The sequence below is a fragment of the Kitasatospora sp. NPDC018619 genome (assembly GCF_044391605.1).
Taxonomy (GTDB): domain Bacteria; phylum Actinomycetota; class Actinomycetes; order Streptomycetales; family Streptomycetaceae; genus Kitasatospora.
Map to the genome: position 1 here is coordinate 192,404 of NZ_JBISAI010000011.1, position 13,889 is coordinate 206,292.

The 13,889-nt window shown below is 75.6% G+C and carries 9 protein-coding genes and 1 pseudogene; 8 read left to right on the forward strand and 2 right to left on the reverse strand.

Annotation, left to right across the window (positions count from 1 at the left end; genetic code table 11):
* Positions 1 to 108 precede the first annotated feature (108 nt).
* Together ACH5AR_RS19560 and ACH5AR_RS19565 are read right to left on the reverse strand one after the other, a co-directional pair.
* Positions 109 to 1,758 (reverse strand): amidohydrolase, encoded by a 1,650-nt coding sequence (locus ACH5AR_RS19560; RefSeq protein WP_396302675.1) that lies wholly within the window; start codon positions 1,756 to 1,758, stop codon positions 109 to 111.
* Positions 1,759 to 1,840: 82 nt separating this feature from the next.
* Positions 1,841 to 2,515 carry a TetR/AcrR family transcriptional regulator gene (locus ACH5AR_RS19565; protein ID WP_396302676.1) on the reverse strand — a complete coding sequence of 225 codons (675 nt, stop codon included), beginning with the start codon at positions 2,513 to 2,515 and terminating at the stop codon, positions 1,841 to 1,843.
* A 71-nt stretch (positions 2,516 to 2,586) separates the two neighbouring features.
* Between ACH5AR_RS19565 and ACH5AR_RS19570 the strand changes: the two genes are divergently transcribed.
* From ACH5AR_RS19570 to ACH5AR_RS19605, 8 genes and pseudogenes are all read left to right on the forward strand, one after another.
* The gene (locus ACH5AR_RS19570) at positions 2,587 to 4,023 is read left to right on the forward strand and encodes a purine-cytosine permease family protein (RefSeq protein WP_396302677.1); all 1,437 of its coding nucleotides are present in this window, start codon (positions 2,587 to 2,589) and stop codon (positions 4,021 to 4,023) included.
* Positions 4,024 to 4,274: 251 nt separating this feature from the next.
* Entirely contained in the window at positions 4,275 to 5,510 is a 1,236-nt protein-coding gene (locus ACH5AR_RS19575) for a glycosyltransferase (protein WP_396302678.1), read from the forward strand.
* Between the two features lie 405 nt (positions 5,511 to 5,915).
* Positions 5,916 to 6,479 carry a DUF6461 domain-containing protein gene (locus tag ACH5AR_RS19580; protein ID WP_396302747.1) on the forward strand — a complete coding sequence of 188 codons (564 nt, stop codon included), beginning with the start codon at positions 5,916 to 5,918 and terminating at the stop codon, positions 6,477 to 6,479.
* A gap of 540 nt (positions 6,480 to 7,019) precedes the next feature.
* Positions 7,020 to 8,606 carry an alpha/beta hydrolase gene (locus ACH5AR_RS19585; RefSeq protein WP_396302679.1) on the forward strand — a complete coding sequence of 529 codons (1,587 nt, stop codon included), beginning with the start codon at positions 7,020 to 7,022 and terminating at the stop codon, positions 8,604 to 8,606.
* Between the two features lie 187 nt (positions 8,607 to 8,793).
* Complete coding sequence (locus ACH5AR_RS19590) at positions 8,794 to 9,438, forward strand: DsbA family protein (protein WP_396302680.1); 645 nt, start codon at positions 8,794 to 8,796, stop codon at positions 9,436 to 9,438.
* 298 nt (positions 9,439 to 9,736) lie between these two features.
* Positions 9,737 to 11,809 carry an ATP-dependent zinc metalloprotease FtsH gene (gene ftsH, locus ACH5AR_RS19595; RefSeq protein ID WP_396302681.1) on the forward strand — a complete coding sequence of 691 codons (2,073 nt, stop codon included), beginning with the start codon at positions 9,737 to 9,739 and terminating at the stop codon, positions 11,807 to 11,809.
* A gap of 115 nt (positions 11,810 to 11,924) precedes the next feature.
* The gene (gene nadE, locus ACH5AR_RS19600) at positions 11,925 to 12,764 is read left to right on the forward strand and encodes an ammonia-dependent NAD(+) synthetase (protein ID WP_396302682.1); all 840 of its coding nucleotides are present in this window, start codon (positions 11,925 to 11,927) and stop codon (positions 12,762 to 12,764) included.
* Positions 12,761 to 13,674, forward strand: a pseudogene (locus tag ACH5AR_RS19605) (ADP-ribosylglycohydrolase family protein). Before nadE ends, ACH5AR_RS19605 begins: the two are co-directional and overlap by 4 nt.
* Positions 13,675 to 13,889: the final 215 nt, after the last annotated feature.

The window sequence follows — 13,889 nt, forward strand, 5'->3', positions numbered from 1 at the left end:
GGCCGGGGCGCGGGCCCGCCGAGCAGGGGCCGCCCGGCGTCCTGCCGGGGCCACCGGGGGCCGCCACCACCCCGCTGTGCGGGCGGTCCCGGGCCCGCGGCGGTCGGTTCAGAGGGCGGCGGACCGGTGGGTCGGGCGGCCGTCCAGGACGGTCAGCAGGACGGGCACGTCCGCCAGTTCGGTGTCCGGGGTGGTGAGCGGGTCGGCGGCGAACACGGTGAGGTCCGCGCGGTGGCCGACGGTGATCCGGCCCGCCAGCTGCTCCTCGCCGGCCGCATGGGCGGGGTGGGCGGTCATCGCCAGCAGCGCCTCCAGACCGGTCAGCGCCTGGCCGGGGTTGTGCGGGGCCTGGCTCAGGTCACGGGTGGGGCGGCGGTGGCGGGCGCCCGCCATGACGCCCAGGGGCGGGTAGGGGGCGATCGGCCAGTCCGAGCCCAGCACGACGGTGGCGCCCGCGTCCCAGAGGTCCCGGCAGCGCCAGGCGCGGTCGGCCCGCTCCTCGCCGAGGCGGCGGGACCAGTTGTCGGTGTGGTCGGCGCGGGTGAAGTCGCAGCAGTGGGTGGGCTGCATGGAGGCGACCACGCCCAGCTCGGCGAAGCGCCGGACCACCTCGTCCGGGACGGTCTCGATGTGCTCGATCCGGTGGCGGATGGGGGAGCCGCCGTGCGCCTTTCCGCCGTTGGCCGTGCCGCCGTGTGCCGCCTGCTCGATCGAGTCGAGCGCGTGCCGGACGGCGGCGTCGCCGATCGCGTGAGTGGCCGTCGGCACCCCCGCGCGGTGCAGCTCCCGGATGACGTGGGTGTAGTGCGCAGGGTCCGGCCAGAAGGCGTGGGTGGACTCTCCCTGGCGGTCCGGGTGCTCCAGCCAGGCGGTGCCGTTGTCGATGGTGCCGTCCATGAACAGCTTGACGCCGGCCACCCGCCAGAGCCGACCGCCCCGGCCCTGCAGCGCGATCAGCGCGGCCAGCCCGTCCGCGTCCACGCCGGGCTGGCACCAGGGCGCGACGCGCAGCCTCAGTGGCAGCTCGCCCGCCGCGTCCAGCTCGGCGTAGAGGTCGAGGCTGTCGCCGTTGGCGTCCATCGCGTGACCGCCGGTGAGACCGGTGGCGGCCATGGCCCGCAGCGCGGCGGCGAGGCGCTCGCGGCGCTCCGCGCGGGTGGGCTGCGGGGCGGCGCGCTCGACCAGTTCGCAGGCGGCGTCCTCCAGCAGCAGGCCGGTGGGGCGGCCGGCGGCGTCGCAGACCACTTCGGCGGCCTGGTCGAAGGTGCGCGGGCCGTCCACGCCGGCCAGCTCCAGGGCGCGCGGGCTGGCGAGCATGGAGTGGGCGTCGAAGAGCTGGAGCAGCGCCGGGACGCCGTCCAGGACGGGCGCGAGCGCGGCGGACTCGACCGGCCGGTCACCGAAGACGTTCGGGTCCAGGCCCCAGGCGTGCAGCCAGGTGCCGGGGGCTAGGCGGCCGACCTCGGCGGCGAGGGCGGCGCGGACGCCGGCCAGGTCGGTGCAGCCGGAGAGGTCCAGGCCGTGGGTGAGCTCGGCGCCGGTGACCGGGTGGAGGTGGCCGTCCACCAGGCCGGGGGTGACCACGGCGCCCTTGAGGTCGATCACGGTGGTCGTGGGACCGGCGAGCGCGCGGACGGTGCGGTCGTCGCCGAGGGCGGCGATCCGGCCGTCCACGACGGCGAGGGCGGTCTGTGGGAGGAAGCCGCCGGAGGCGGGGTCGAGCAGGCGGGCGGAGAGGAGGACCAGGGAGGTGCGCACTTCGGCTCCAGCGGTGCTGCGGGGGTGGGGGTGGGGGTGAGGAGGGGGTGAGGTCCGGCGGGGTGCCGGACGCGGCCACGGGCTACGTGGGGTCCGTCGGGTCCGTCGGGTCCGTAGGCTCCGTGGGGGCCGTGGGGTCCAACGCGCCGTCGGCCAGGCCCAGTTCGCGTTCGGCGGTGGCGGCGGCGAGCCGGGTGGCGGAGGCCGGGTGGTCGCGCAGGCCGGTGTTGGCGTGGACGGCCAGGCCGTCGATCACGACGAGGATCCGGACGGCCGTCAGCTCCGGGTCCGCGGTGCGGAACTCGCCCTGTTCGACCCCGGCGGCGATCACGCCGCCGAGCCGGCCGCGCCAGCCGGACTCCTGGTCGAGCACGCGCTCGCGCAGGACGGGGCGGTAGCGGCTGAGGTGGCGGGCGTTGAGCCAGAGCCGGCTCATGTCGTCGTAGGCCGGGCCGGTGGTGCGGGCGAAGAAGCGGACGAGGTGCCGCAGGGGGGACCCGTCCTGCGGCTCGGTGGGCAGCAGCGCCTCCAGCTCGGCGGTGGCGGCGCTGCCGAAGGCCTCGGCGACGAGGTCCTCGACGGCGGGGAAGTAGTGGCTGATCAGGCCCGGCCGGACGGCCAGCTGGTCGGCGATCCGGCGCAGGGTGATGCACTCCAGGCCCTCGGTGAGGGCGACCTCGGCCGCGGCGCCGACGATCTCCGCCCGGCGGTCCTCGGCGGACTTGCGGACCCGTTTGCGCTGAACGCTTGACGACATGTGCCGGATGCTATTGAGTGTGCGACCAATAAGCAAGCAGGTGGGCACGACACCCCCACGGAGGGCCCCCAATGGCGTCCACGCTCCCGGACCACCCCCACACCCCACCGGACCTCCCGCCACCCCCGGGCACCGCGCTCCAGCGGGAGCGCGGCGGGCGGGTCGAGGTCCACGGCATCGACCACATCCCGGAGGACGAGCGGCGCGGCCGCGCCCGCGAACTGTTCCCGGTCTGGGCGGCCGCGAGCGTCAACTACCTCAACCTGGTGGTCGGCGGCGCCCTGGTCCTCAGCGGACTCGGCCCCTGGCAGGCCTTCGCCGTGGTCGTCCTCGGCAACCTGTGCTGGCTGGGCACCGGCCTGCTCGCGGTCTCCGGACCGGCCGCCGGCGCGCCCAGCGAGGTGATCACCCGCGCCATGTACGGCATCCGGGGCAACCGGGTGAACAACGCCGTCACCGGCTGGATGATCTCCGTCTGCTACTTCGCGCTGAACCTCGCCGCGGCGGCCGTCGCCGCCTTCTCGCTCGCCGAGGAGGCCGGGATCTCCCCGACCGTCCCGATCAAGATCACCATCGTGATCGCGATCGTCGTGCTCACCCTCGCCATCAGCGTGTACGGGCACGCCCTGATCGTCCGGCTCTACCTGCCGATCACGCTCGCCCTCACCGCGGCCTTCGCGGTGGTCGGCTACGCCATCGTCACCCACGCCGACCTCGGCTGGAGCCAGCCCGAACCGCTCACCGGCGGCCGGCTCTGGGCGGCCGTCCTGGCCGGCATCACGCTGATCGCCTCCGGCCCGCTCTCGTACACCACCAGCGCGGACTTCTCCCGCTACCTGCCCGCCACCACCGCCCCCCGCGCCGTCCTCGGCTGGACTGCCCTCGGCGGCTTCCTGCCCAGCGTGGTGGTCGGCGGCCTCGGCGTGCTCGGGGCCACCGCCGTCGACATGACCGACCCCCAGGCGGCGCTCCGGCAGATCCTGCCCGGGTGGTTCGACCCCGTCTTCCTGCTCTCCCTCGTGGTCGGCACCATCGCCGTCAACGCCCTCACCGCCTACAGCGCCGGCCTCGCCCTCCAGGCCGTCGGCATCCGCATCCGGCGCACCCGCAGCGTGCTGCTGGACGGCGCGGTCGCGGTGTCGCTGACGCTGTACGCCCTGCTGGTCTCCAACTTCCTCGACACCGTCAGCAACGTGCTCCAGCTGACCGTCGTCCTCCTCGGCCCCAGCACCGCCGTCTACGCCACCGACATCCTGCTGCGCCGCAACCGCTACGACGGCCGCGCGCTCGGCGACGAGAGCCCCGGCAGCGCCTTCTGGTACCGCGGCGGCGTCAACCCGGCCGGCGCCATCGCCATCGGGGGCGGTGTCACGGCCGCGGCCCTCGGTGTCGACACCCTCTACACCGGCCCGCTCGCCGCCCTGGCCGGGGCGGACCTCGCACTGCCGGCGGGCATGACGGTGGCGGCGGTGCTGTACGCGGTGCTGATGCGTCGTCGGCGGGAGTGAGGCCGGGGCGGTGGGGCCGGGGGTGCTGCGGTGTGCGGAACCCCCGGCGCGGAGGCGGCGGGTGGGGAAATGCGCCGATGCGGCCGGTTCGGGGGAAGGAGCAGGACCGGGCGGCCAAAGAAAAGGGCGGGAGGACTGAATCCTCCTGCCACTATCAAGCTATACCGTGCCCGGGGGCTTGCGGCAAGGCCCCCGGGATGGCGCACAATCCCGGCCGTAAGGCCATGACCTGCGGAAACGGGAGACGTGAGATGCGCGTACTGATGACGTCGTGGGGATCGCGGGGGGATGTCGAGCCGCTGGCGGGGCTGGCGGCGGCGCTGCGGCGGCTGGGCGCGGAGGCGCGGGTGTGCGTGCCGCCGGACGAGGAGTTCGCTGCTGTGCTGGCGCGGGCGGGGGCGCAGTCGGTGCCGCTCGGCCCGACGGTGCACTCGGTGGTGGCCGGACCGAAGCCGCCGACGGCGCAGGACGCCTTCCGGCTCGCCCCGGAGCTCGTCGCCGCGCGCTTCGAGACGCTGACCGCGGCGGCCGAGGGCTGTGACGTGGTGCTGGCGACCGGTCTGATGCCGGCCGGTGCCCGGGACGTCGCCGAGAAGCTCGGCCTGCCCTACGTGTTGGCGTGCTTCCAGATCTTCGGACTGCCCTCGCGGCACTTCCCGCCCGGGCGGCGGCCGGGCACGCCCTCCCCGGAGGGCGAGACCGACTACCGGAAGCTCTGGGAGCAGGACGCCCAGCGGGTGAACGGGCTGTACCAGGAGGCGCTCAACAGCCACCGGGCGGCGATCGGCCTGCCGCCGGTGGAGAACGTCCGCGACCACGTCTTCACCGCGCGGCCGTGGCTGGCGGCGGACCCGGTGCTGTGCCCGTCGGAGGGCATGACGGAGCTCGACGTGCTGCCGACCGGGGCGTGGATCCTGCCCGACGACCGCCCGCTCCCGGACGATCTGGAGGCGTTCCTCGCCGCCGGCGAGCCGCCCGTGTACGTGGGCTTCGGCAGCATGGCCGCGCACGCCCCCGAGGGCATCGCGAGGGTGGCCGTCGAAGCTGGCCGCGCGCACGGCCGCCGTGTGATCCTCGCCCGCGGCTGGGCCGGGCTCGCCGCGGTCGACGACGGCGAGGACTGCCACGTCGTCGGTGAGGTGAACCAGCAGGCGCTGTTCCGCCGGGTGGCCGCCGTCGTCCACCACGGCGGTGCGGGCACCACGACCACCGCGGCCGCGGCGGGCGTGCCGCAGGTGGTCGTCCCCCGGATCGCCGACCAGCCGTACTGGGCCGCCCGGGTGGCCCGGTTGGGCCTCGGGGCGGCCCACCTCGACCCCACGCCGACCGTCGAGTCGCTCTCCGCCGCCCTCACCACGGCCCTGGCGCCCGAGACCCGGGCTCGGGCGGAGGCCGTGGCGGGCGGCATCCGCACCGACGGGGCGATGGTGGCGGCGAAGCTGCTGTTCGAAGCGGTGGGGCAGCAGGTGCCGGCCGACTCCGAGTGAGTGCCCCGGGTGTGCCCCGGGTGTGCCTCGGGTCCCCGGGAGACACCCGGGACAACTCCGGCCGGGGCCGGGTGTGTTCGGCTTCGGATCGGTCTCCTTCCGATCGATCGAGGATGGTTGTCGGCCCGCGCACGGCCGCTTCCGGCGGTGGTTGGGCGACCGGCGGCCGGGCGTCGGCCCGGTCGGTTAGGGTGCCCACGGGCGCGCCCGGCCACCGCAGGCCGCGCGCGAGGGGAGGGCGGGATGACCGATGGCACGCACGGGGGAGCGGGACAGGACGGCGACGGGATCCGGTGGCTCGCGGAGATCGGACGGCTGAGGACCGGCCGGCCGTCGACGGGTGGAGCCGCAACGGGCGGAGCCGAAACGGACGGTGAGGTCGGCGGTGTCCTCTTCGCCCGGGGGATCACGCCCGAGGAACTCGCCCGTCGGATGGGCGCCGACCCGGCCACCGCGACCGAGCCGATCAGCGACTCCGAGATCCGGGACCTGGACATCGAGGTCTACCGCCCCGGCGACGAGGGCGACGGCGTGATCCGGGTCGGCGCGTGCGCCGGCTGGTCGTTCGCGATCGAGTACGGCGACTCCACCGGCGGTGAACTGATCACCGAGATAGCCCGCGACGAAGTCGAGGTGGTGCACTTCCGTCCGATGCCGGAACAGCAGCCGGCCCTGCTCGACTACGCCAGGGACGGCGCCGTGCTGTGCGGGTTCGGCCTCGGCGAGGAGCGCTGGCGCTGGGGCCGGGAACCGGACCTGCTGGTGCCCGACCTCGTCGCCGCCGGAGTCCTGGAAGCCGACGGCGTGACCACCCGCAGCCGGGGGCCGGAACCCGACGGGACGGCCCGCCGCCGCACCCTCGGCGCCGTCGAACAGCGCTTCGGGCTGAGCCTGCCCCGGGACGCCCTCGGGGGGCTGCGCCTGCTGGCGTACGCGGTGCGGGGAACCCCGGACATGGCGCTGCGCTGAGCGGCCGAACCGGCAGCCGGCGGCTCCCCGGGCGAAGCACGGGAGCAGGAAGGGGAGGAAAAGGAAGGGGAACGGGAGGACGAGGGACGACAGGAGTACGGAGGGAAGGGACGCGGAGGGAAGGGACGCGGACAGGGACAGGGTGGTCACGGCGGGGCTCCTCTCCGGGCCCCACCGGTGGGGCCCGACGACCGTCATCCTTGCCTGCCGCCGACCCGACGCACATGTGCAGATCGGGAGGTTCCCGAGGCGCAGCCCCGAGGGCCGCCCCTGCCGATCGGCAGGGGCGGGCCCCGTCCAGCCCCCACGTCCGCGCCGCGCCCACCGGCGCCTTCACCCCGTCGGCCGATGGCAGCCGCCTCGGCGCACGCCCCCGTCCGGAGGTTTCCGCAGGGCGCCGGCGGGCCCGGCGCCCTAGGGTCTGTGGTGCGTCGACGAGCCGGGCGCCGGGCGTACGCCGCCCCGCGGCGTGCCGGGTGTCCGGCGGGCCCGAGACCGTGCGCCGGGGTGTCCGGCCGACCGAGAGGTGGACCCCACCCGATGCACACCGTCGTCCGCGGCGCCGGAGCGTTCGGCCTCGCCGCCCTGCTGCTCACCGCCGCCACCGGCTGTCAGGGCGCCGGGTCCGCCGCCGTCGAGCCCGCGCCCACCTCCCCGGCCACCGGCGCACCCACCGGCACCACGGCCGCCACCGGGCCGGCCGCCCAGCAACTGGACTGGCACGCCTGCGCGGCCCCCACCAGCGGCCAGGGCGCGGGCACCGCACCCCCCGCCGACTGGCAGTGCGCCACCCTCAAGGCCCCGCTCGACCACGCCAAACCGGACGGCGCGACGATCGGCCTGGCGCTGATCCGCAGTCGGGCCAAGGACGAGCAGCACCGGATCGGCTCGCTGCTGTTCAACTTCGGCGGCCCCGGCGCCTCCGGTGTGGCCACCCTGCCGGCCCTGGCGGCGACCTACTCGTCCCTCAACACCCGCTACGACCTGGTGGGTTTCGACCCGCGCGGGGTCGGTGCCAGCGCCGGGGTGAGCTGCCTGGACGACCGGGCGACGGACGCCGCCACCGCCGCCGACAGCACGCCCGACACCCCCGACGGGGTGAAGGCCCTGGACGACGCCAACGCCCGGTTCGTCGCCGCCTGCGAGCACAACTCCGGCGCGGTGCTGCCGTACGTGGACACCGAGAGCGCCGCGCGCGACATGGACCTGATGCGGCAGGTGCTCGGCGACGGAAAGCTGTCCTACTTCGGCATCAGCTACGGCACCCAGCTCGGCGGCGTCTACGCGCACCTGTTCCCGCAGCAGGTCGGCCGGATGGTGCTGGACTCGGTGGTCGACCCCACCAAGGACCCGCAGCAGGCCGCGCTCGGCCAGGCCCAGGGCTTCCAGCTCGCGCTCGGCGACTTCATGAAGGCCTGCGCCGCCCAGGCCGGGGCCGCCTGCCCGACCGGTGCGGGCGGCGACGACGGCACCGCGAAGGTCGCCGCCCTGGTGCGGAAGCTGGCGCAGTCGCCACTGCCCACCGCGCAGGGGCGGCAGCTCACCGAGAGCCTGGCGATCACCGGCATCGCGGGCGCCCTGTACAGCCAGGAGACCTGGCCCGCGCTGGCCTCCGGGCTCACCGAGGCGCTGGAGCAGGGGACCGGGGACACGCTGCTCCAGCTCGCCGACGGGTTGAACGGGCGGGACGCGCAGGGGCACTACAGCAACCTGAACGCCGCGAACCGGGCGATCAGCTGCGTGGACGCCCGGCAGCGCTACTCCGACCAGGACGTGGAGCAGCAGCTGCCGCGGTTCCGCGCCGCCTCCCCGGTGTTCGGGGACTACACCGCCTGGGGCCTGACCGGCTGCACCGGCTGGCCGGTGCCCGGCAAGTCGGCCCACCCCGAGGTCTCCGCGCCGGGCGCCGCCCCGGTCCTGGTGGTCGGCACCACAGGCGACCCGGCCACCCCGGTGGAGGGCGCCCGCACGATGGCGCAGCAGCTCGGCGCGGGCGTCGGCGTCACCGTCACGCTGCAGGGCGAGGGCCACGGCGGCTACAACACCGGCAACCCGTGCCTGAAGCAGACGGTGGACGCCTACCTGCTGGACGGGACGGTGCCGGCGGACGGGACGACGTGCGGCTGAGCGGGCGACGGCCGGCTGGGCGCACGACGGCCGGCTGGGCGGACGACGGTCCGGGACGGGGCCAGGGAACAGCGGCCGAGCAGTGGGGAACAGTGGTGGGGCAGCGGAGAGGGGAGGGAAGTGGCCCACCAGAGCGGCTGTCGATTGGCTCTGGAGAGTGGTCCACCCGGTCACTAGCCTCTCCGGTGTGACCGACAATGCGACGAACAGCGCCGACCGCGACCGCGACACCGTCAAGGTCGACTTCTACTTCGACCCCGTCTGCCCGTTCGCCTGGATCACCTCCCGGTGGATCCTGGAGGTCGAGCGGCAGCGCGAACTCGACCTGAACTTCCGGGTGATGAGCCTGTCCGTGCTCAACGAGGGCCGCACCGACCTGCCGGAGCGCTACCAGCGCCTGATGACGACCGGCTGGGGCCCCGTGCGGGTCTGCATCGCCGCCGCCGAGGAGCACGGCCCGCAGGTGCTGCGCGAGCTGTACACCGAGCTCGGCACCCGGCTGCACGACCAGGACCGGGCCGCCGACGACGCCCTGATCCGGGAGGCGCTGGCGGCGGCAGGCCTGCCGGAGGAACTGGCCGGGGCGGCGGACAGCACCGCGTACGACGAGGCCCTGCGCAAGAGCCACCACGAGGGCATGGACCCGGTCGGCGAGGAGGTCGGCACACCGACCATCCACGTGGACGGCGTCGCCTTCTTCGGCCCGGTGCTGAGCGCCATCCCGCGCGGCGAGGACGCCCTGCGGGTGTTCGAGGGCGTGCGGCTGCTGGCCGGGTACCCGAAGTTCTTCGAGCTCAAGCGGACCCGGACGGGCGGGCTCGACTTCTCCTGAACCCCGGCCGTCGTGCGCGTACGGCCCGCCGTCCCGGGCACGGCCCGCCGTCCGCCGTCCCGTGCCGACCGGGTGGCCGCACCGGGTGACGAACGACCGGGTGGCCGCACCGGGTGACGAACGGCCCCGGCAGGCCTCCGGGTGCCGACGGCCCCCGGGGCGAGGAAGCTTGAGCGAGGAGGGCGGCAGGGCACGCCGCGGAGGGCACCGGAGGCCTCGGCCGGCCTCCCGTCCGGGCGCGGAGAGTCCGACCATGGAGGAGCGGAGGCCGTCCGCCCCCGAGAGGCGGTGAGCGTGGATGATCGTACGGATCCGGCTGCGCGCTGCCCGCCACCCCGCCACCCCGCCCGGCCCCGGGCCCGGCCCGGGGCCCGCTCCCGGCTCCGGCCCCGGGCAGGGCTGGGGCCGCCCCCAGGGGCCGGAGCGGAACCAGGGCCCGGGCGGCCCGGCCAAGCCCCCGCCGCCCTCCTGGCGCCGCTGGCTGCTGCCCGTCGCCGTGCTGGTGACGCTGCTCCTGCTGGTGCTCTTCTCCAACCCCGGCAAGCCCGGCACCCGCTACGGCTACACCGACTTCGTGCACCGGGTGGACGCCGGCCAGGTGCAGACCGTGGACGTCAGCGACACCGGCGCGGTGAGCGGCACGCTCAAGGACGGCACCCGGTTCACCAGCCAGATCCCCACCGCCCTGGACACCTCCCAGCTCAGCGGCGCCCTCTCCGCCCACGGCGTGACCGTCACCGGCAGCCGGAGCAGCAGCGGCAGCTCGATCTGGTCCACCCTGCTGCTGTTCCTGCCGCTGCTGGTCTTCGGCGCGCTCTTCCTCTGGTCCGGCCGGATGGCGGCCCGCTCGCTGGGCGGCGGTCTGAGCGCCATCGGGCGGTCCCGGGCGAAGATCATCGAGGCCGAGCGGCCGAACACCGGGTTCTCCGACGTGGCCGGGTACGAGGGGGTGAAACAGGAGGTCAGCGAGGTGGTCGACTTCCTGCGCAGCCCGGAGCGGTACGCCGCCGCGGGGGCCAAGGGGCCACGCGGGGTGATCATGGTCGGGCCGCCCGGCACCGGCAAGACCCTGCTCGCCCGGGCCGTCGCCGGCGAGGCCTCGGTGCCCTTCCTCTCGGTGACCGGCTCCGGCTTCGTGGAGATGTTCGTCGGCGTCGGCGCCTCCAGGGTCCGCGACCTCTTCGACGAGGCCCGCAAACGTGCGCCGTCGATCATCTTCATCGACGAGATCGACGCCGTCGGCGGCCGCCGGGCGGGCGGCACCCGGCTCGGCGGCAACGACGAGCGCGAGCAGACGTTGAACCAGCTGCTGGCCGAGATGGACGGCTTCGACCAGAGCACCGGCATCGTCGTGATCGCCGCCACCAACCGCCCGGACGCCCTCGACCCGGCCCTGCTGCGCCCCGGCCGCTTCGACCGGCAGGTCACCGTCCCGCTGCCCAACCAGGCCGAGCGGGCCGCCATCCTCGCCGTGCACGCCCGGGGCAAGACCCTGGCCCCGGACGTCGACCTCGGACGGCTCGCGCGCGGAACCCCCGGCTTCTCCGGCGCCGACCTCGCCAACCTGGTCAACGAGGCCGCCATCAACGCAGTGCGCGCCGACCGGGCCACCCTCACCGCCGACGACCTCGACGCCGCCCGCGACCGGGTACTGCTCGGCCGCCGGGAGTCCTCCAACGCGCTGCTCCCCGAGGAGCGGCACGCCGTCGCGGTGCACGAGTCCGGACACGCGCTGATGGCCGCGTTGTGCGAGCACGCCGACCCGGTCGCCAAGGTGACCATCCTCCCGGCGGGCGTCGCCCTCGGCGCCACCGAGCAGCTGCCCGAGGCCGAACGGCACCTGTACAGCGAGGGCTACCTGACCGACCTGCTCACCGTCCAGCTCGGCGGCCGGGCAGCGGAACTGGTGGTGTTCGGCGAGGGCTCCACCGGCGCCGCCAACGACCTCGCCAACGCCACCTCCGTCGCCACCCGGATGGTCCGCGAGTTCGGCCTCTCCCCGGAACTCGGCCCGGTCGGCTACTCCAGCGGCACCCCGCACTACCTCGGCGACAACCCCGAGGACCTGCTGCGCCGCCCGTACTCCGAGCAGACCCAGCGCGCCGTGGACGAGGCGGTGGCCGGTCTGCTGCGCGGCGCCGAGCGGCGGGCCGTCGACCTGCTCACCGAGCACCGGCACCACCTGGACGAGCTGGCGGCGCTGCTCGTCGCCCAGGAGACGGTGGACGGCCGGGTGGTGCTGGAGATCCTGGCGCACCCGGCCGGCGGGGCGCAGCAGCCGGTCTCGCTGCGGAAGCCGGACGGGGCGGACGGGCCGGAGCGGCTGGAGGGGCCGGACGGACGGGGCGGCGCGCCCGGGCCGGACGCGTAGGACGACCCGGAAGGCCCGGTCCACGGGCAGGCCCGGCCGACCCGGACGGAGCAGTGGGCGGCGGTGGTCGTATCCTCGTGAGCGCGTCACGTACCCACCGTCCCGAGGAGTCGGAATGACCGAGCCCCTGCCTGCCGACGTCCAGCGGGAGATCGCCCGTGCCCTCGGAGTCGCGTCCGTGCCGGACCCCGTGCTGGAGGCCGAGCGCCGGGTGGAGTTCCTCGCCGACCAGCTCCGGACCACCGGCGCGCGCAGCCTGGTGCTGGGCATCAGCGGCGGCGTCGACTCCACCACGGCCGGCCGGCTCTGCCAGCTCGCCGTCGAGCGGCTGCGGGCCGAGGGGCGCCAGGTGACCTTCACCGCCATGCGGCTGCCGTACGGCGTCCAGGCGGACGAGGCGGACGCCCAGCTCGCGCTCGGCTTCATCCGCGCCGACGAGGTGCTGACCGTCGACATCAAGCCCGCCACCGACGGCGCGCTGGCCGCCCTGAAGGCCGCCGGCCTGGCCTACACCGACCACGGCCACGAGGACTTCGTCGGCGGCAACGTCAAGGCCCGCCAGCGGATGGTGGTCCAGTACGCGGCGGCGGGCGCCAAGGGCGGGCTGGTCGTCGGTACCGACCACGCCGCCGAGGCCGCCGTCGGCTTCTTCACCAAGTTCGGCGACGGCGCGGCCGACGTGATGCCGCTGTCCGGCCTGACGAAGCGTCAGGTGCGGGCGATCGCCGAGGCGTTGGGCGCGCCCGCCGAGCTGGTCAAGAAGGTCCCGACCGCCGACCTGGAGAACCTCGCTCCCGGCCGCCCCGACGAGGACGCCCTCGGCGTCAGCTACGACGCCCTGGACGACTTCCTGGAGGGCCTGCCGGTCAGCGAGGACGTGTTCCGCACCGTCCTCGGCCACTACCGCCGCACCGAGCACAAGCGCAACCTGCCGGTCGTCCCGCCCGTGGTGTGACCGGCCCCGACGAGCGCGCCGCCGGGGCCGTCCTCGGCGCCGCCGTGGGCGACGCCCTCGGCGCCCCCTACGAGTTCGGCCCGGCGGGCGCCTTCTCAGCCCGCTTCCCGACACCCCCGGGGAGCTCGCGGCGGGCGGTGGCTGGGCGCTCGGCGAGGCCACCGACGACACCCGGATGGCCGTCCTGGTCGCCGAGTCCCTGATCGAACGGGGCGGCCTGGACCTTCCGGACGTCTTCGACCGGTTCCGCCGCTGGGCCGCCGCCGAGCCCAGCGACATCGGCATCCAGACCGGGGCCGTCCTCACCAGCGGCCTGCCCTGCGACCTCGCCGCCGCCCACGCCAACAGCACGCTGCGCGCCGCCGGCAACGGCGCCCTGATGCGCGCCTCGCCCTCCGCCGTCGCCTTCGCCCCCGCCGGACGAGGGGCCACCATGGATGCCGCCCGGCGGATCGCGGCGCTGACCCACGGCGACCGGGCCGCCTGGGAGGGTACGGCGATCTTCCACGAGCTCGTCCGGCTCGCGCTCGACGGCGCCGACCCGCTGGCCGAGCTGCCCGACGTCCTGGCCCACGTCGCCCCCGACCACCGCGAGCGCTACGCCACCGTCCTCGCCCCCGACGGGCACCCGGGCCTCGCCACCGAGGCCAACAGCGCGGTCTGGCCCTGTCTCGGCTCGGCGGTCCGGGCGCTGCGCACCACCGACGGCTTCGAGCAGGCGCTGCGCGCCGCGATCGACCTCGGCGGGGACACCGACACCGTGGCCGCCGTCACCGGTGGCCTGGCCGGGGCCCGGTACGGCCTGGCGGCCGTCCCGGAGCGCTGGACCGGGCCGCTGCACGTGGCCCTGCCGGGCTTCCGCGGGCGGGTGCTCCGCGCACCGGACTGCTGGATCCGGCACGACGGTTGACGGATCGGCCGGAACGGTAGGGCCGGTCTGCCGCCACCGCTGGGGCGGCCGGGGCCGGGGCCAGGACACCGAGGAGGTGCACCCGGCGGCCACGGTGGGGGCGGTCTGCGCCCAGGAGGAGGGGCGTCGGGGCTCCTCGGGGCCCCGCCCGGAAGGGCTGGTCCGCCGGCGCGCGGCGGGCCGGGGCCGGTGCGCCCGAAGAGCGTGCGGAAGTC

What these genes read in the sequence shown, in the direction of transcription:
- ACH5AR_RS19565 (WP_396302676.1), bottom strand. Translation starts at nt 2,515, where the DNA reads ATGTCGTCAAGCGTTCAGCGCAAACGGGTCCGCAAGTCCGCCGAGGAC.
- ACH5AR_RS19570 (WP_396302677.1), top strand. Translation starts at nt 2,587, where the DNA reads ATGGCGTCCACGCTCCCGGACCACCCCCACACCCCACCGGACCTCCCG.
- ACH5AR_RS19575 (WP_396302678.1), top strand. Translation starts at nt 4,275, where the DNA reads ATGCGCGTACTGATGACGTCGTGGGGATCGCGGGGGGATGTCGAGCCG.
- ACH5AR_RS19585 (WP_396302679.1), top strand. Translation starts at nt 7,020, where the DNA reads ATGCACACCGTCGTCCGCGGCGCCGGAGCGTTCGGCCTCGCCGCCCTG.
- ftsH (WP_396302681.1), top strand. Translation starts at nt 9,737, where the DNA reads ATGATCGTACGGATCCGGCTGCGCGCTGCCCGCCACCCCGCCACCCCG.
- nadE (WP_396302682.1), top strand. Translation starts at nt 11,925, where the DNA reads ATGACCGAGCCCCTGCCTGCCGACGTCCAGCGGGAGATCGCCCGTGCC.